This window comes from Sphingomonadaceae bacterium OTU29LAMAA1, from assembly GCA_024072375.1.
GTDB lineage: Bacteria > Pseudomonadota > Alphaproteobacteria > Sphingomonadales > Sphingomonadaceae > Sphingomonas.
Window position 1 is genome coordinate 3,810,521 of sequence record CP099617.1, and the last position, 17,901, is coordinate 3,828,421.

Below are 17,901 nucleotides of genomic sequence, written 5' to 3' on the forward strand. Positions count from 1 at the left end.
CTATAAGGGAAGGGGGGCGGGGGTGCAATCGGTGTGGATCATGCCGGATCGCGAGGTTGCGCCACTGGCCGATCCGTCGCGGCGAGCAGGCGCGCCCAAAGTGGACGGCCGAACCGGCGCCAGAGCAACGCGAGGATGATCAGCCCCAGGAAAGGCGGCCCCAGGACCGCGAGCAGCCATAGCGCCGCGCCGAGCGTGGCGGCGGTGGAGCCGAGGGCGGTGTCGGCCGAATCGCGCAGCCGGTTGACGAAGCCGGCGCCGCGACCGGTGGAATAGGTGAAGTGGACGGGTGCGGTGACGATGCTGGCCCGCGCTCCGGTGCGGGTGCCCGCTGCGGCGCGCAGATCGGCAAGGCGGACGGCGCGCTGCGACTGGAGCTCGGCGCGCTCGGCGGCGGGCAGGTCGGAACGGGCAAGTTCACGGTCGATGCGGGCGAGGTCGACCTGCGCTTCGCCGGACTGGCCAGTGGCCGCGGACACCTCCGCCGCCGCTTCGGTGCCGCCGATATTGGCACCCGTCAGCGTCGCGCCGACGCGTTCGGCAGCGGTGATCGCGTCGCGGCCGAAGCGGCGGGCGAGCGGTGCCGCGACGTTGGCGGACAGGCTGGCCGACACGTCGCCGGCATGGTCGACGTTATAGGTGATGCCGGTGATACGGCAGCGTTCGGAGCCCAGCGCTTCGCAGGCAGCGGCATGCGCTTCCTGCAATTCGTCGATCGCACGTGCAGGAAGAGTGAGGCTGTAGCCGTAGGTAAAGGCCAGTCCGGCCGTGGTCGCATTGCCCAATACCGGGCCGGTCTCGGCGCTGTCGGGCGCCCTGCTGCATCCTGCCAGCGAGAGTGCTGCGATACCGACCGTTGCAACGAACCTGCGCATGGCATTCTCTCCCGCGATGTCGATATACCATCGGCTTGATAGGATATCGCGTCAAGCCGGGCATCAGGTGCGATGAGCGGTGACATCGCTGTTGCGCCGGCGTAACGCGCAGGTGTGACCCATCCGTCCATCCTGCGCGCCGCATGGCGCCCGATCTGCGCTGCGGGGTTGGCGATCGTCGCCCTGCCCGCAAGCGCGCAACAGCAGGACGAGCAGCTGTGGACGCAGATCAACACCAACGTGCCGCTGACCGAGGATGTGCGCGTCACGCTGGAACAGATCGCACGGTTCAGCGATCGCCAGGATGGATTGTACCAGACCGAATTCGGAGCGTTGCTGGGCATCAAGGCGACCAAGAGCCTTGAGCTGGGCCTAGGCTATCGAAAGGTCGGTGCGCATAATGGCAATTCGGGAACCAACGAGGACCGGTTTCGACAGCAGGTCGTGGGGACGTTCGGGCCGATCACGACGCGGTTCCGCGTAGATGAACGCTTCAGCCCGCGCGGCGACGAGATCGGATTCCGGATCAGACCATTGGTGCGGTACAATCATCGGATCGGTGCAGGGAAGACCGCGGTGTTCGTCAGCCACGAAAGCTTCTTCCTGCCCAACACAACGCGTTGGGGCCAGCGCAGCGGCTATGAGCGGATGCGCAACATCGTCGGTGTGATGCTGCCGATCGGCAAGCAGATGATGGCGGATATCGGGTATCTCAACCAGTTGCGACCGGGACGTTCGGGATCGCGGGCGCAGATGGACCATGCGCTGAACCTGCAGCTGACGATCAATATCCGCGGCGTCCTGTTCCCGCATCTGAACGATTGAGTTCGCCGGGGCTTACCGCGTTCAGAAGCCTAGCATGACCCGGCCGACCAGCCGATCGTCACTGTGGCGCAGATCGGTGAAGCGGCCGGGCCGGGCGTCGCGGTCGATATCCGTGCCGGTGTAATCGAGGCCCAGCGTCAGCGCATTGCGGCGATGCTCGATGCCAAGACGCCAGTCCATATACGAACCGTCCGGGCGCAGCCGGCGGGCGCGATCCGGATCGTCGACGTCTCCGGAAGATCGCCCCAGCCGCGTCAGCACGGTGAACGGGGTGCCCGGCACGCCGGCATTGGCGGCGGCGTAGACATAGACGTTGCTGCCGCCGATGGCGCGCTGCGACGGGGCGATTATCGTGCCGAGCGTCGCGAAGACCGGGCCAAGGCCGTATCCCGCCGACGCGCCGATCTCGTGATAATCCATGCCGCCGCGTGCGCCTGCGAACAGATGGCTGGCCGCTTCCGCCCGAACGGTGAACCCGCCCAGATCCCAGTTCGTCGACAGGCCTAGGTCGACGACCGCATCGGCATCACCGTGCCGCGCGCTGTTGCGAAGTGTCACGATCCGCACCAAGCCGTCGATCGGGCCGACCACAGCCTGCCCGTCCACACTGGCCGCCGCGCGGCCACCCGTCCAGCTGAGACCGCGGCGAACCTCGTCGGTCGATATCTCGACACCGGCCGAGGGTGATAGTTGCGCCCGGGCCGGCACGGCAAGCCCACAGGCGAGCGCACCCATCAGTCCCGCGATCCGCCCGATCATGCCCGCGTCCGGTCAGCCTGCACGCTGCGCGCCATGAATGCGATCGAGTTCGTTGCGGAGTGCCTCATGGTCCTCCTGCGCCAGATCGATCAAATGGCCCTTCATGTCGGCGGCGCGGTCGGCCACCTCCTGCGCGATGGCGGCGCGGTGGGTGCTGCACCAACCGGGTCGCGTGCCCTTCAGAACGGCCTCGCGTTCGATCTGACGGGTCATCGTCGCACCCGATGCAGCGACGGCGTGACGATCGACGACCATGTTCGCTGCCCATCGGCAGCGCAGGGTGGACATCTTGCCTGCGGGGGCGACCGCCCCGACCTGCTGGTGCGACACCGCGATCGTTCCGCGGTATTGCGCCGCGACCGGGCCGCTATGGTGATCCACACGGCTCTGATGATCGACGGTCATGCCGACCGCGGCGCTCGCGGCGCCCAGCAGCAATCCGGCGGTCAAGAGATAGGCCATCGTTCCTCTCCTCATATCTGTCCGATCCATGCCGATCGGTTGGGTGGCCCGATGGGCCTATGGTCCATCAATGCGGCATAGCGGATGTTGGTTGCTGCGTTTTCGCCGCGCAATAAAATGTAAAAGCGAGTTCAGGTTACCGTGTTGCGCTCGCCGAATTCCGGGGCACGCCATGCCTCGCTCGCGACGATCGCGCGGAGGTGTTCGCCGGCCTGCCAGACGTCCTCGTGGCTGAGGTAGAGCGGGGTCAAGCCGAGGCGAAGGATATCCGGGTCGCGAAAATCGCCGATGACGCCGCGGGCGATCAGCGCTTGCGTCAGCTCGTAGGCATGGGGCGCGCGGAAGCTGATGTGGCTGCCGCGCGATGCTGCGTCGGCAGGGCTGACGCAGGCGAGGCCGGCCTGCGCGCCGGCGCCGGCAAGAATATCGAACAGAGCGGCGCTTTTCGCGGTTAGGGCGGCCATGTCGATGTCGGTCCACAGGTCGAGCGCGGCTTCGAGACTGGCCATGGCGAGGATCGAAGGGGTGCCGACCAGCCAGCGCTTCATTCCGGCGGCAGGGCGATAGCCATCCTGGAAGGCGAAGGGTTCGGCATGGCCCATCCAGCCGCTTACCGGGTTGGCGAACGCCTCCTGATGGCGGCGCGCGACGTAGAGGAAGGCGGGTGCGCCGGGGCCGCCGTTGAGGTATTTATACGAGCAGCCCACGGCGAGATCGGCATTTGCGGCGGTGACGTCGAGCGGGATCGCGCCGACGCTGTGGCTGAAGTCCCACAGGACGAGAGCGCCGGCGGCGTGCGCGCGGGCGGTCCAGGCCGCGAGATCGAAACGGTCGGACGTCTTGTAGTGGACATGGGTGAGCAGCAGCAGCGCAGTGTCGTCGTCCAGTGCGTCGGCAAGCGCGGCGCGATCGACCACCTTCAGCCGCGCGCCGGGGACGCAGGCGACCGCGCCCTCGGCGATATGCAGATCGGTGGGAAAGTTTCCGGCCTCGCTCAGCACCGTCCGGCGGGCGGGATCGTGACGGAGCGCGGCGACGATCGCCTTGAACAGATGGGTCGAGGTGGTGTCGCCGACGATGACCTCGTCCGCCGCCGCGCCGATGATGGGGGCGATCTTCGCGCCGAGCCGCTCCGGCGCGTCGATCCAGCCTTCGTTCCAGCTGCGGATCAGGCGATCGCCCCATTGACGGGTGGTCGCGTCGGCGATGGCGGCCGGCACCGCGCGGGGCAGGGCGCCAAGCGAGTTGCCGTCGAGATAGATGATGCCATTCGGCAAGGCGAAGCGGTCGCGAAAGCGTGCGAGCGGATCGGCGGCATCGAGGGCGCGTGCGTCTTCGCGGGTCATGCGGTGGCTCCGAGGGCGGCGAGGATCAGGGTGCGGGTTTGTGCCCAGGCGGGCGTGCCGGGGGCGATCAATTCGACATGACCGGTTTCGGCGACGGTGTGGAGGCTGACGACATCGCCGGACTTGCGGGCGCGGGCGACATAGTCCTCCGCCATGCGATACGGCACGATCCTGTCCTCGCGGCCGGCGACAAGTGCCTGCGGCACGCCGAGCGGCAGGAGCGGCGGAATCGAGGTGTCCGCGAAGGGCGCGGGACGGTCGCCGACGAGCTGCGCGATCACCTCCGTCCCGCAGCCATTGTCGGGACTGGCAGCGACCGCTTCGAGATCGGGCAGGCCGCCGAGGACGATGACATAGGGGATCGACAGTGGATCGGGATCGTGGAGCGGGCTGTCGATGGGCAGGCGGGGCCGTGCCGCCAGCCAGAGCGCGAGATGGCCACCGGCGGAATGGCCGACCGCGACCATGCGGCTGACGTCGAGGCCATAAGCGGCGGCGTCGCCGCGCAGGCGGTCGGCTGCGGCTGCCGTGTCGCGAAAGGTGCCGGGATAGCCGCCGCCGTCGCGATCGACGCCGCGATAATCGATGTTCCATACCGCCACGCCCGTGCTGCGCAGGTCGGCGGCGACCCAGTCCATCAGGCGGCGATCGGCGATACCCGTCTGCCAGCAGCCGCCGTGGACCATCAGCACGACCGGGTGCGGCCCCGCACCGGCGGGACGCCACAGGTCGATGCGGTGGAGTGGATCTGGGCCGTAGGCGATCGTCGCATCCGGGGTTTCGCGCGGACGGGCGGTCAGATCGGGCCAGGTGAGATAGTCGGTCATGGGCGACTCTCGCGCTAGCCGATGTGGTGGCGACCATCCACTGCCCTGCGCGAAGGCGAGTTGTTAAGGGTGGCGCGGCTACGCAATCTTTCGTTACGCGAGCGCAAGGGGGCGGCGATGAAAATTCTGGTTCTGTCCAGCCTGTACCCGAACGACGCGCAGCGGCGGCACGGCATCTTCATCGAGCACCGCGTTGCGCATCTGGTCGCACCCGGCGACGAGGTGCGGGTGGTCGCACCGGTGCCGTGGTTCCCGAGCGTCAACGCGATCTTCGGTCGCTACGCGGCATTCGCGCAGGCGCCGCGCGAGGCGGTGCGGCGCGGGGTCGCGGTGAGCCATCCGCGGTATCCGGTGGTGCCGAAGGTCGGGATGATGGCGGCACCCGGGCTGATGGCGGCGGCGCTGTATCCGCATATCGCCAAGCTGCGCAGGACGTTCGATTTCGACGTGATCGACAGCTATTACCTGTACCCGGACGGGGTGGCTGCGGGGCTGTTGGCGCGGGCGTTCGGGCGGCCGTATCTGATGAGCGCGCTCGGCACGGACGTCAGCCTGATCCCGCAGCATCGCGCGGAGCGGCGCATGATCCTGCGGGCCGTGGAGCGGGCGGCGGCGGTGACGACCGTATGCGGTGCGCTGCGCGACGAACTGCTGGCATTGGGTGCGGCGGCGGACAAGGTGAGCGTGGTGGAACATGGCGTCGACCTCGTCCTGTTCCGGCCGCCGGCGGATCGGGCGGCGTTGCGCCGCGAACTGGGGATCGAGGGACCTGCATTGCTCTCGGTCGGACATCTGATCGATCGCAAGGGGCATGATCTGGCGATCCGGGCGGTGGCGGACCTGCCGGAATGCACGCTGATGATCGCGGGCGACGGGCCGCGCGACACGGCGCTGCGGACGCTGGCGGTCGAGCTGGGCGTGGCGGATCGTGTGCGGTTCCTTGGCCATGTCGAGCAGCAGCGGTTGCCCGACCTGTACGGTGCGGCGGACATCGCGCTGAACTGCGCGGATCGCGAAGGGATCGCCAACGTGCTGCTGGAAGCGCTGGCATGCGGCACGCCGCTGGTCGCGACGCCGGTCTGGGGTTCGCCCGAGGTAGTGAAAGTGCCCGAGGCGGGATTGCTGAGCGCGGATCGTTCCGCAGGTGCGATTCGGGATGCGGTGGCGCGTTTGCTGAACGCGCTGCCGGATCGGCCGACGACGCGGGTCTATGCCGAACGCTACGACTGGCGCGAGACCGGGCGGCAACATCGGGCGCTATTGGCGGCCGCAGTAGGGGACGTTGCCGTTTCCGGCCCTGCCGCTTAGGGTGTTCCCGATATGGCCACCGACTTTCAGGAACCCCCGATCGGCATCCTCGATGCGCCGTTCGATACCGCTCTGTCCGACCGCTATCTGGTCTATGCATTGTCGACGATCACCGCGCGATCCTTGCCGGATGTGCGCGATGGCCTGAAGCCTGTTCACAGGCGTCTTCTGTGGGCGATGCGGCTGCTGAAGCTCGATCCATCGCAGGGTTACAAGAAATGCGCGCGCGTCGTCGGCGACGTCATCGGCAAGTACCATCCGCATGGCGACCAATCGGTCTACGACGCGATGGTCCGCCTCGCGCAGGATTTCGCGCTGCGCTATCCGCTGGTCGACGGGCAGGGCAATTTCGGCAACATCGATGGCGATAATGCCGCCGCCTATCGCTACACCGAGGCGCGGCTGACGCAGGTCGCGATCGACCTGATGGACGGGCTGGACGAGGATGCCGTCGCCTATCGCCCGACGTACAACGGTGAGGAGCAGGAGCCGGAACTGTTCCCCGGCCTGTTCCCCAATCTGCTGGCGAACGGCGCGAGCGGCATCGCAGTCGGCATGGCCACCAGTATCCCGCCGCATAATGCCGCCGAACTGCTCGATGCCGCGATCATGCTGGTCGACAAGCCCGACGCACCCGACGTGGCGGTGCTGGACTATGTGAAGGGTCCGGATTTTCCGACCGGCGGGCTGGTGGTCGATCCGGCAGCGGTGATCGCGGAAAGCTACGCCACCGGGCGCGGCGGCTTCCGGGTGCGCGCGCGTTGGGTAATCGAGCGTGAGAAGGGCGGCGGATGGCAGGTGGTTGTCAGCCAGATTCCCTACGGCGTGCAGAAGGGCAAGCTGATCGAACAGATCGCCGGCCTGATCAACGACAAGAAATTCCCGATCCTGACCGACGTGCGCGACGAATCGGATGCCGAGGTGCGCATCGTGCTGGAGCCGCGCAGCCGCACGGTCGATCCGCAGGTGCTGATAGACGGACTGTTCCGCTTTTCCGATCTGGAGACGCGGATCAGCCTGAACCTCAACGTGCTCGACAAGGATCGCACGCCGCGGGTGATGTCGCTGGGCGGCGCGCTGAAGGCCTGGGTCGAGCATCAGTTCGTGGTGCTGGAACGACGCACGCGGCATCGGCTGGGCAAGATCGCCGACCGGATCGAGCTGCTCGAAGGCTATCTGGTCGCCTATCTCAACCTCGACCGGGTGATTGAGATCATCCGGACCGAAGACGAGCCGAAGCAGGTGATGATCGCCGAATTCAGCCTGACCGACCGGCAGGCGGAGGCGATCCTGAACATGCGGCTGCGCAGCTTGCGCCGGCTGGAGGAATTCGAGATCCGCGGCGAGCGCGACAAGCTCGACAAGGAGCGCGGCGAGCTGGAGGCGCTGCTCGCCGATCCGGCCAAGCAGAAGCGGCGGATGAAGCGTGACCTGAAGAAGGTGCGCGACCGCTACGGGCCGGAAACGGCGCTGGGGGCGCGGCGAACGACGATCGAGGAAGCCGCGCCGACGCGCGACATTCCGCTGGAGGCGATGATCGAGCGCGAGCCGATCACCGTCATCCTGTCGCAGCGCGGCTGGATTCGCGCGATGAAGGGGCATGGCGATCTCTCGTCGGCCGAGACGCTGAAGTTCAAGGAGGGCGATGGTCCCGCCTTCGCCTTTCACGCGCAGACGACGGACAAGCTGCTGCTCGCGGCGGAGAACGGCCGGTTCTTTACGCTGGGCGCGGACAAGCTGCCGGGCGGGCGCGGATTCGGCGAGCCGGTGCGGGCGATGATCGACCTCGACGGGTCCATCGGTATCACCGCCTTTCTGAATGCGCGCGGGATCGAGCAATTGCTGATCGCCGCGACCGATGGGCGCGGTTTCAGGGTGCCGGTGGCAGAGGTGATCGCCGAGACGCGCAAGGGCAAGACGGTCATGACGCCGCGTGTCGGTGCCAGACTGCTGATCGTCCGGCCGGTCGTCGCCAACGCCGATTACGTCGCGGCGATCGGCGACAACCGCAAATTCCTGGTCTTTCCGATTGCCGAACTGCCGGTGATGACCCGCGGACAGGGCGTGCAGATCCAGCGTTTCCGCGAAGGCAGCCTGTCCGACGCGACCACGTTCGTATTCGCCGAGGGAATGAGCTGGCCGATGGGTGGCGGCACCGGACGCACGCGTACCGAAAGCGATCTGTCGCTGTGGCGGACCGCACGCGGTGCGGCGGGACGGACGCCGCCGACCGGTTTTCCGCGTGACAACCGGTTCGGCAGCTGACGTCAGTCGGCCCGACTGGCGCCGCTGTCGGACATAATAACGGGATTTTCAGTCGCTCTTAACGAACCATGCCTACACGGGCGCTATGGCAACCGCCTCGTCCGACATGTTCCCCCAACCGATCGACGGGCCGGATCTGTTCGAGCGCGATCTGGAATTGATCCCGATCCCGACGGTGCAGGTCGTTCGCGCCGGGCCGGCGTTCGAATTTCTTGCGGTCAATCGCGCCTATCGGCTGGCCGGACTGGGCGTGAATGCGGACCGGTCGCCGATGCTGGCGCTGCTCAGCAGCCGGATCGACGCGTTTCTGCGATCCACCGACGTTCGCAGCGATTTCGACTGGTCGATCGGACAGGTGATCGATTCGCGCTATTATCGGGTTACGCTGGCGCGGCCGACACCCGCCCTGCGCGACCGATGCCAGGTCGCCTTCATCGACCTGACCGCGCAGGTCCATACCGAACGATCGCTGCGGCGGGAGATGACGACCGACAGCCTGACCGGCCTGCCGAACCGCGAAGGCTTCAGCGACATGATCGAGGCGGTGCAGGCCGATCGCGGCGGGCATGCCGTGCTGGTCATCGACCTCGACCGGTTCGGGCGGCTGAACGCCTGTCTGGGCGGCCTTGCGGGCGACGAACTGCTGATCACGGTCGCGCGGCGCATCAAGGGGGCGCTCCGCGCGCGCGATTCGCTGGCGCGGATCGGCGGCGACGAATTCGGAATCCTGATGGCGGTCGACGACGATCCTGCCGAAGCGACGCGGCTCGCCGAACGCATCCAGCGGGCGCTGTCAGCACCGTTCCGCCTGAGCGATTACGAGATCGGGGTCGAATGCTCGATCGGCATCGCGCACGGCAACGATGCGATCGACGATGTCGAGGAACTGATCCGCAACGCGCAATTCGCAGTCAAGCGGGCGAAGACGGGCCGGCAGGTCGAAAGCTATCAGACGCAGGCGTTCGCGCTGGCGCGGGAACAGTTCGCGATGGAAACCGCGCTGCGCCGCGCGATCGAGGAACGCCAGCTGCGCCTCGCCTTCCAGCCGATCTGCGATCTGGCGAGCGGATCGATCGTCTCGTTCGAAGCGCTGGCCCGCTGGCGCGACGAATCGGGTGTCGAGCACGAACCCAGTGCGTTCATTCCCGTCGCCGAGGAATCGGGACTGATCGTCCCGCTCGGCCGCTGGGCGATGGACGAAGCCGCGCGAACGCTGCGCTGGTGGGACGAGGAATGCGGCGGTGACTGCAGGATGCGCGTCGCCGTCAACCTGTCCGCTATCCAGATGCAGCGCGACGATATCGCCCCGGTGGTCGAGGCAGCGTTGATCCGCCATAACCTGGCCGGCAGCCGCTTCAACCTGGAGCTGACCGAAAGCGCGATCGTGAGCGATCCCGACCGTATCGCCGGTATCATGCATGCGCTGAAGGCGCTCGGCACGACACTGGCGATGGACGATTTCGGCACCGGTTATTCGAACCTCGCCTATCTGCAGAAGCTGCCGATCGATATTCTGAAGATCGACCGCAGTTTCGTGTCGGGCATGCTGGCGGACCGCGACAAGATCGCGATCGTACGCGCCGTGCTCAGCCTGGCGCAGGCACTCGGCATGAAGACGACGGCGGAGGGCGTCGAAAGCAACGAACTGGCGCAAACGCTGGCGGCGCTCGGCTGCACCTATGGTCAGGGCTATCTTTATGCGCGTCCGCTGGAGGCGGTCGACGCGCTGTCGATGATCGTTGCCGCGCGGGCATCGGCGACCGCCTCGTCGGCCAGCTGATCGACGCGCGGCTGTTCGGGGAAACCTTCGGCGATCCACGCAGTCTCGATCCGGCGGAGCGTCGCGATCACCTCCGGCCCCTTGCGCAGACCGCGTTGTACCAGCGCGCCGCCGCCGATCGGTAGCACCGGCGGAATCCAGTCGCGGACCGATGCGACACCGGGGTCGCCGGCCAGCAGCAACCGATCGATCGCACCGGCGACGCCGACCCGATAGGCGAGCGCGTGCGGCCCTTCGTCTCCCACACCGGAAGCCGCACCGATCAGGCGCTTCCGATCCGCGTTCGACAGCCTCAATCGCGCGCCGACCGACTCCGTGGCGTCCGGCGGCAGCAGGGCGGCGAGCCGGCGGATCGGGTCGGGCGGGATCGCGGCGGCGGCCTCATGCGCGACCAGTGCCGCGAACCGGGTGCCATCCGTGATTTCGGGCAGGACGGCGCGAAAGATGCCATGCTCGATCATCAGCGCCACCACGGGTACGGCGTGTCGCGCGACCAGTAGCCTGAGCACCTCGGCGGCGATCCGTTCCCGCGACAGCGCCATCAGATCGTTCGTGCGTGCCGCACAGGCGGCCAGGCCATCGGCATCGATCGTCTCGCCGAAGCGGGCATGGAAGCGGAAGAAGCGCAGGATCCGCAGGTGATCCTCGGCAATGCGCCCGTAGGGATCGCCGATGAACCGCACCCGGGCGGCAGCGAGATCGTCCAGCCCGTGGAAATAGTCGTAAATCTGCCCGGTACGGGGATCGGCGTAGAGCGCGTTGATCGTGAAATCGCGCCGAGCGGCATCGTCGACCCAGGCGTCGGTGAACGCAACGACGGCGTGCCGCCCATCGGTCGATACGTCGCGCCGCAGCGTCGTCACCTCGATCGGGCCCGACGGCAGGATGGCGGTAACGGTGCCATGCGCGAACCCGGTCGGCACCGCGCGTATGCCGGCGGTCTTCAGCGCCGCCAGTACCGCTTCGGGCAGCAGCGATGTCGCCAGATCGACATCGGCGGGTTCGATGCCGAGTAGCGTGTCGCGCACGACACCGCCGACCAGCCGGACCATCGCCGGACCGCCGAGCGCGTCGACCAACCCCTCGAAACCCGGCAACGCCCGGATGCGGTCGAGATCGAGCGTCACGCCCATGCGAGCCGCCGCGACAGGTTGACGATCATCGCCGCCGTCGCGCCCCAGATGCGGCGGTCCTGCCAAATGATCTCATGATAATGTCTCATCTCGCCGCGGAACATCGCGCTCGCCTCGACCTGATTGGCGGGATCGAGCAGGAAGTCGAGCGGCACCTCGAACACCGCGGCGACCTCCGCCTCGCTCGGTACCAGCGGCACATCGGGCGGCACGACCGCCAGCACCGGTGTGACGGTGAAGCCGGTGACGGTGCGATACCGGTCGACCTCTCCCAATACCGTCACCAGTGTCCGGGGCAGGGCGATCTCCTCTTCCGCCTCGCGCAGGGCCGCCGCGATCGGGGTTTCGTTCGGGTCGAGCCGCCCGCCGGGAAAGGCGACCTGTCCGGCATGGTTGCGCAGCGTATCGGTCCGCTGTGTCAGCAGGACACCTGGCCGGCCGCGGTCGGTGATCGCCACCAACACCGCGGCGGGGGTCATATCCGACTCGTCGCGTGCGTCCAGTTCGCGGAAATCGCCGGTGAGCAGCACGGGCTTGGACGTGCGTCCGCGGTCGAGAGCTGCCGTCAGCCGTCGGGCGAGTGTCACGCGCCGGATTCCAGCGCGAAGAAGGCGCCATCGCTCCAGACGCCGGGTCTGTCGTCTTCGCCATCAAGTGCGCGGGCGGCAAGGTCGTAATAGACGGATCGCGCCACCAGCGCCTCGAGCCCGCCACGGACGTGCAGATAGGGGCGGGGGCCATCGGCATCCGTGGCAAAGCGCAGCGGATGCGCGGCGGATGCGGTAACGAGGTCGCCGGTGTTGAGGCGGAAAATCAGGCGCGCGTCGGCACCGTCGCCATCCACCTTCATCTCCACCGCGATGAAGGGGGCATCCTCCACCACGATGTCGAGCTTCTCGACCGGGGTGACCAGCACATAGCCGCCGTCGGCCTCGCGTCGCAGGATCGTCGAGAACAGGCGTACCATCGCGATCCGGCCGATCGGCGATCCCTGATGAAACCACGTTCCGTCGCGCGCGATCCGCATCTCGCTGTCGCCGCAATGCGTCGGGTTCCACTGTTCCACCGGCGGCAATCGCCGCTGTTCGACGAGCGCGGCGATCCCGGCAAGGTCGAGACTGGCGAGATCGGGGATATCCTCCATCGGCATGCTGGCGAGGTAGGGTGTGCAGGGCCTTGCGTAAAGGCGCTCAGGTGGACGCGGTGACGACCGGGCCGAGCATTCCCGCAACGGCGGGCACGTCGTCGCCACGCGCCAGCAGCCGGTGGCGCTCGACCGGACCGGGCAACCGCCACCCGCCGGTATGCGTCGCGTCGAAGCCGAAGAAACGGCCATAATATTCGGGATCGCCGATCAGCATCAGGGCGCCATCCGACCCTTCGGCCTTCGCCGCCGCCAGCGCCTGGATCATCAATTGCCGGCCGATGCCGTCGCGCTGACGCTCCGGCTCTACCGCGACGGGGCCGATCATCACCAGATCGTAGCGCCTGCCGTCATCGCCATGCAGATGGATGGGCCAGCATTGGACCGTGCCGATCAGCACGTCGTCGTCCCGTGCGGCGAGGCTGAGACCGGCAAGCGGGGCCGCATCGCCGCGGACCTTGTAGGCGGTGCGCGCGTGGCGATCGGAACCGAATGCGCGGTCGAGCAGCGCCTCCACGGCGGCTCGGTCGACGGTGCTGAGCGGCACGAAAGCGATCACGGCGGCTGTCCTTGTCGGCCCGATGCGGGCGGGCCGCGCGCATGAGACGTTGACGCTTTGAACGCAAGCGGAATGCGCGCGCGCGATTCGCAAGCGGTGACTGTCCGTGGCGTGCCACCGTTGCTAAAGGCCATCGCCATGCAAGACAGTCTACAGCTGGAGGTCCACGATCTCGAGGTTCAGGTGCTCACCGGCATCTATTCGGAGGAGACGCATCTGCCGCAGCCGCTGCGGATCGATCTGACGGTCGATCTGCGCTGCCCCGAGCATTTCGCGCCCGACACGCCGCTGTCCGCATCCAAGAACTACCTCGACCTGAAACATGCCGCGACCAGCGCGTTGCCCGAGGGGCTGCATTTCACGCTGATCGAGGCGGTTGCGGATCATATTTGCGAAACGTTGTTCGTTGCCGACGAGCGCGTGCTCCGGATCAAGGTGAAGATCGTGAAGCTGGCGATCGCGGAAGCGGGCGAATCGATCGGCATCACGCTCGTCCGCCATCGGCGCTGATCGTTCAGCGAAGCGTACGAGTTCGCCCGCACGGGCCGAGCTGTTGCACGACGAAGGCGTAATCCTCCTGCGCGATCGCGGCGTTCCCGGCATCGAGCGAAGCTGTGCTCTTCGGCGGCAGCGTACCGGGCAACGCGCAGGCGAGTCGATACCAGAGCAGCGTATCGCGCGCCGGCGGGGCGGCCGCCTCGTCCACGATTTCGGATAGCGCCACCGCCCAGCGCGGCTGTTCGCCCGGTCGACGCAGGATGGTGAGCGACACGGGCGCGCCGTTGGCGGTGGTCAGGAAAACCTGCGTCTCCCCTTCGCCGGGCAGCGCACCGGGAACGTGAAAGGCGTTGCCGATGCCGGTGATCACCGGTGGGGCGTCGGCGGCGACGAGCGCCTGCGCGATACCGCGGACGCGCTGGTCGTCCGCCGGAGTCCACGCGATCTGCGCATCCGGCGCGACCAGCTGGATCTGGTTCGGCACGCCGGGCACCGGCCGGCCGAACAGCAGGACGCGCAACTTCTTCAGTTTCGGTAGACGGCCGCTCGCATCCGGCATGACGTCGAGGAGATAGCCGACTCGCGGGGGCAGGCCGCCGGCGCCCTTCACCAGGGCGCCGAGATCCGCCTCGATATAATAACGTGTCGCCCCCGGTGCGGCGCCGACGGCATCGGCTCCCTTCAGCTTGATGGTGGAGCGGATAGTGGCGTCTGCGATGACGGGCGCGGCAGTGACCAGATCGGTGAGGTCGGCATAACCGGTGCCGGCGACCGGCCCATACGCTGCACCGGTCGTTGCGGATTGCGCGTGGGCCTGCATCGAAGACAGCGTCATCACGAGCGCGGCGGCTGCCAGCCCGGTGGATTGGAATCGCGGAATCATGCGCTTTGGCTAGCCGAGCGCGGATGAACGATACAGAAATAATTCTGTCTTTCGCCGATTGTACGTTTGTTGCGTCCGACAAAGCGTTTGCGTGGCGGGAAACGGGACGATAGGGTCCGCCCACTGCCAAGCACGGCGTAACGCCGGGGCAGGGGCCTACGCGCGTTCTTCCCCCGGGCGCTGCGAGGACCACGAGATTAGGGAGTGTCGTTGCTGAATGGCCTATGCTGACCAGAAGATGTCCGGTGGCAGGGTGGTCGCGATCGTCATCGTCGTGCTCATCCATGCGGCGCTGGGCTATGCCTTCGTCACCGGGCTCGCGTACCAATACGTGAAGAAGGCCCAAGAAAAACTTAACACGTTCGACGTGGAGGAGCCGCCTCCCCCGCCGCCGGACGAACCGCCGCCCCCTCCGCCCGACACGCCGATGACGCCGCCGCCCGTGGTGTCGCCGCCGCCGATCGTGCAGAACCCGAATCCGCCGCCCGTGGTGATTCAGACGGTTTCGACGCCGCCGCCCGCCGTCAATCTGACGCCGATCGCTGCGCCGCCCGCACCGCCTGCGCCGCCCGCACCGCCGGCACCGCCGACGGTCAGCAAGGCTGCCGGTGCGAAGGGTGATCCGTCCGCGTGGGTTTCGACCGACGACTATCCGCCGAGCTCGCTTCGTTCCAACGAGGAAGGCACCAGCGCGATTGCATGGACGATCAATACGCAGGGCCGGGTCGAGAATTGTCGCGTCACGTCGTCCAGCGGTTCCGCCGCTCTCGACCGGGCGGCATGCCAGGCGATCACGCGGCGGGGTCGTTATACCCCTGCCCAGGATGCGTCGGGCAATCCGATCAGCACGTCGTCTTCGCGTCGTGTGGTCTGGAAGATTCCGAAGGACTGATGCGGTCCCCGTCCGTCGCCCGGAATTGGCCGGAGCGACGGACGGGTCCTCTGCGAACATTTACACCGTTTGATAAGGACTCATTTCACCATGCTCACCACCATTCTCGCGGCCGGCGGCACCGCGGCAGCCGAAAGCCAGTTCGGCCTCCAGGCCGCACTGAAGGAAGGCGGCCTGATCTCGCAGTCGGTGTTCACCATCCTCGTGCTCATGTCGATCGTGTCGTTCTACATCCTGTTCTCGAAGCTGTTCGAGCAGCAGAAGATCATGAACCAGGCGAAGCGCGTCCGTCAGGCTTTCTGGCAGTCGAGCAATCTGCGCGAGGGCTCCGCGAAGCTGGAGAAGAACTCGGCCTACAAGCAGCTCGTCGACGACGGCCTGCAGGCGCAGGACCAGCACAGCAAGCTGACCGATCCGGTCGAGGCGCATGACTGGCTGCACGGTTCGCTTGCCCGCTCGGAAGCGGCGATCAACTCGAAGCTGGGCGGCGGTCTTGCCTTCCTCGCGACGGTCGGCGCGACCGCACCGTTCATCGGTCTGTTCGGCACCGTGGTCGGCATCTACCGCGCACTGATCAAGATCGGCGCATCGGGCGATCCGTCGATCGACAAGGTCGCCGGTCCGGTCGGTGAGGCGCTCATCATGACCGCACTCGGCCTGGTCGTCGCGGTTCCGGCCGTGCTCGCCTACAACTGGCTGCAGCGCCGCAACAAGTCGATCGCCGAAGACCTGTCGGCCTTCTCGAACGACGTGCTGGGCTTCCTTGCCTCGAACGGCGCAGTGAAGCCGACGATGGCCGGTCTCGCCACGACCGCCAAGGCTCCGGTGAAGCCGGCAGCGGCAACCACGACCGCCGGCCAGGCCGGTGGCGTGCAGACCCGCCCGTAAATACCAAAAGGCTGCGGGGCCGTCATGATGGCGGCCCCGCTACCGGTCGATGGCACAAGCCATCGGCAAGAGGAATGGATAGGATAGCTCGCACATGGCGATGAGCGCTGGCGGAGGAGGAGGTTCCTCCGAAAAACCACTATCGGACATCAACACCACGCCCCTCGTGGACGTGATGCTGGTGCTTCTGATCATCTTCCTGATCGCCGTTCCGGTCGCAATCCAGACGGTCAAGGGCATCGTCCTGCCCAAGGTCGCGTTCGATCCGACGACGACCAAGCCCGAGAACGTGTTGCTCTCGGTCACGACCGGCCCGGACGGCAATTGCATGGTGTATTGGGGAACGTCCCCGATCACGAGCAAGGACCTGCTGACCCGTGCGGTCGACAAGTTGAAGCTGGAAATCGAACGTCAGGGTGGCGCAGGCAATCCCGACCTCGAACTTCCGGAAGTTCACATTCGCGGCGACGTCAACACGCCGTACAAGTGCATTGGTGGTTCGGTCTACACGATGCAGCAGGCCGGGTTCGCCAAGGTCGGCTTCATCTCGCAGCCGCCACCCGCGGGCGGCGCGTCCTGATCCGTACCGCCCGACCCAGGAGTATCTGATATGGCAATGAGTGGTGGCTCGGAAGACGGCGAGCCGATGATGGAAATGAACACGACGCCGTTGATCGACGTCATGCTCGTTCTCCTCATCATGTTCATCATTACGCTTCCCATCCCGACCCATGCGGTGAAGGTCGATCTTCCGGTCAACGACCCGCGGAACCAGACCCCTCCGGTCGATCCGCAGAAGAACAAGATCATCATCGATGCGGCGGGCACGGTTTCGTGGAACGGCACGCCGGTCGACGAAGTGACGCTGCGCCAGTATCTCGATACGGCGGCAGCGATCAATCCGGAGCCGGAACTGCACTTCCAGCCGGACCCGGCGGCGAAGTACGAGAAGGTCGACCAGACGCTGGCAGTGATCAAGCGTTCGGCCGTGACCAAGCTCGGCTTCATCGGCAACGAGCAATATCGCAACGATTTCTGATCTGTCGATCGGAACGATGTGAAAGAGGGCGGTCCCGCGAGGGGCCGCCCTTTTGCTGTGTCGATCGCCGAAGGACCCAGCTTCGGCTGGTTTCACAGCAGCCGGACGGCAGGGGCGAGCACGTGTGGAGGAGTATTACGACCGGGACCTGTCGTGACATGGCCGCAGGTCTGCAAGCACGTGTGCCGTCGTCGCATCCCGTTTCGGGCCGCATTCCGTTTCGGCCCACATCCCGTTTCAGGGCCGCGCGGCATTGAGGATCGATCCCGCGAACTCGGCCTCGGCATCAACATGCGCCCGCCCCATCACGAAGGACAGCGCGTCGACGGTCGCCACGGAGCGCGTGTACGTGGCACCAAGGCGATGATCGTCGACACCCGTGCCTTCAGCACACGTCGATCGCGGGCCAGGCGGGATC

Annotated in this window: 19 protein-coding genes; 9 read left to right on the plus strand and 10 right to left on the minus strand. The window is 66.8% G+C overall.

Features of this window, described 5'->3' with window-relative positions:
* Positions 1–38 precede the first annotated feature (38 nt).
* Positions 39–875, minus strand: coding sequence for a hypothetical protein (locus NF699_18380; protein USU04969.1), 837 nt, complete (start codon positions 873–875; stop codon positions 39–41).
* A 114-nt stretch (positions 876–989) separates the two neighbouring features.
* Here NF699_18380 and NF699_18385 point away from each other — a divergent pair, with 114 nt between their 5' ends.
* Positions 990–1,700, plus strand: a complete 711-nt coding sequence (locus NF699_18385) for a DUF2490 domain-containing protein (GenBank protein ID USU04970.1) — start codon at positions 990–992, stop codon at positions 1,698–1,700.
* Between the two features lie 21 nt (positions 1,701–1,721).
* Here the strand turns inward: NF699_18385 and NF699_18390 are convergent, their stop codons facing one another.
* From NF699_18390 to NF699_18405, 4 genes are all read right to left on the minus strand, one after another.
* Complete coding sequence (locus NF699_18390; protein USU04971.1) at positions 1,722–2,459, minus strand: hypothetical protein; 738 nt, start codon at positions 2,457–2,459, stop codon at positions 1,722–1,724.
* A gap of 12 nt (positions 2,460–2,471) precedes the next feature.
* Positions 2,472–2,921 carry a hypothetical protein gene (locus NF699_18395; GenBank protein USU04972.1) on the minus strand — a complete coding sequence of 150 codons (450 nt, stop codon included), beginning with the start codon at positions 2,919–2,921 and terminating at the stop codon, positions 2,472–2,474.
* A gap of 131 nt (positions 2,922–3,052) precedes the next feature.
* Positions 3,053–4,267, minus strand: a complete 1,215-nt coding sequence (gene kynU, locus NF699_18400) for a kynureninase (protein ID USU04973.1) — start codon at positions 4,265–4,267, stop codon at positions 3,053–3,055.
* The gene (locus NF699_18405; GenBank protein ID USU04974.1) at positions 4,264–5,094 is read right to left on the minus strand and encodes an alpha/beta hydrolase; all 831 of its coding nucleotides are present in this window, start codon (positions 5,092–5,094) and stop codon (positions 4,264–4,266) included. Before NF699_18405 ends, kynU begins: the two co-directional genes overlap by 4 nt.
* Before the next feature lie 117 nt (positions 5,095–5,211).
* Here NF699_18405 and NF699_18410 point away from each other — a divergent pair, with 117 nt between their 5' ends.
* The 3 genes from NF699_18410 (at position 5,212) to NF699_18420 (ending at position 10,447) form a co-directional block, all read left to right on the plus strand.
* A complete protein-coding gene (locus NF699_18410) occupies positions 5,212–6,402 on the plus strand; it encodes a glycosyltransferase (protein USU04975.1) in 1,191 nt (396 codons plus the stop codon).
* Between the two features lie 12 nt (positions 6,403–6,414).
* Complete coding sequence (gene parC / locus NF699_18415; GenBank protein ID USU04976.1) at positions 6,415–8,667, plus strand: DNA topoisomerase IV subunit A; 2,253 nt, start codon at positions 6,415–6,417, stop codon at positions 8,665–8,667.
* Between the two features lie 85 nt (positions 8,668–8,752).
* Positions 8,753–10,447 (plus strand): bifunctional diguanylate cyclase/phosphodiesterase, encoded by a 1,695-nt coding sequence (locus NF699_18420; GenBank protein USU04977.1) that lies wholly within the window; start codon positions 8,753–8,755, stop codon positions 10,445–10,447.
* Here NF699_18420 and NF699_18425 read toward each other — a convergent pair.
* From NF699_18425 to NF699_18440, 4 genes are read right to left on the minus strand one after another with little or no spacing between them, the layout of a single operon-like run.
* Complete coding sequence (locus NF699_18425; protein USU07150.1) at positions 10,363–11,580, minus strand: CCA tRNA nucleotidyltransferase; 1,218 nt, start codon at positions 11,578–11,580, stop codon at positions 10,363–10,365. The genes NF699_18420 and NF699_18425 overlap by 85 nt on opposite strands.
* On the minus strand, positions 11,571–12,167 hold the full coding sequence (locus NF699_18430) for a CoA pyrophosphatase (protein USU04978.1): 597 nt from the start codon (positions 12,165–12,167) through the stop codon (positions 11,571–11,573). Before NF699_18430 ends, NF699_18425 begins: the two co-directional genes overlap by 10 nt.
* A complete protein-coding gene (locus tag NF699_18435) occupies positions 12,164–12,730 on the minus strand; it encodes a DUF1285 domain-containing protein (GenBank protein ID USU04979.1) in 567 nt (188 codons plus the stop codon). The genes NF699_18430 and NF699_18435 overlap by 4 nt, the downstream gene beginning before the upstream one ends.
* Positions 12,731–12,770: 40 nt before the next feature.
* Complete coding sequence (locus NF699_18440) at positions 12,771–13,283, minus strand: N-acetyltransferase (protein ID USU04980.1); 513 nt, start codon at positions 13,281–13,283, stop codon at positions 12,771–12,773.
* Between the two features lie 138 nt (positions 13,284–13,421).
* Between NF699_18440 and NF699_18445 the strand changes: the two genes are divergently transcribed.
* Positions 13,422–13,793: a dihydroneopterin aldolase gene (locus NF699_18445; GenBank protein ID USU04981.1), complete on the plus strand. Its 372-nt coding sequence runs from the start codon at positions 13,422–13,424 to the stop codon at positions 13,791–13,793.
* Between the two features lie 4 nt (positions 13,794–13,797).
* Here the strand turns inward: NF699_18445 and NF699_18450 are convergent, their stop codons facing one another.
* Positions 13,798–14,664, minus strand: coding sequence for a hypothetical protein (locus tag NF699_18450; GenBank protein USU04982.1), 867 nt, complete (start codon positions 14,662–14,664; stop codon positions 13,798–13,800).
* A 217-nt stretch (positions 14,665–14,881) separates the two neighbouring features.
* Here NF699_18450 and NF699_18455 point away from each other — a divergent pair, with 217 nt between their 5' ends.
* The 4 genes from NF699_18455 (at position 14,882) to NF699_18470 (ending at position 17,483) form a co-directional block, all read left to right on the plus strand.
* Entirely contained in the window at positions 14,882–15,556 is a 675-nt protein-coding gene (locus NF699_18455; protein ID USU04983.1) for a TonB family protein, read from the plus strand.
* A gap of 90 nt (positions 15,557–15,646) precedes the next feature.
* Positions 15,647–16,444, plus strand: coding sequence for a MotA/TolQ/ExbB proton channel family protein (locus tag NF699_18460; GenBank protein ID USU04984.1), 798 nt, complete (start codon positions 15,647–15,649; stop codon positions 16,442–16,444).
* A gap of 94 nt (positions 16,445–16,538) precedes the next feature.
* Entirely contained in the window at positions 16,539–17,024 is a 486-nt protein-coding gene (locus NF699_18465) for a biopolymer transporter ExbD (GenBank protein USU04985.1), read from the plus strand.
* A gap of 30 nt (positions 17,025–17,054) precedes the next feature.
* Positions 17,055–17,483, plus strand: a complete 429-nt coding sequence (locus NF699_18470; GenBank protein USU04986.1) for a biopolymer transporter ExbD — start codon at positions 17,055–17,057, stop codon at positions 17,481–17,483.
* The last annotated feature ends 418 nt before the right edge of the window (positions 17,484–17,901 follow it).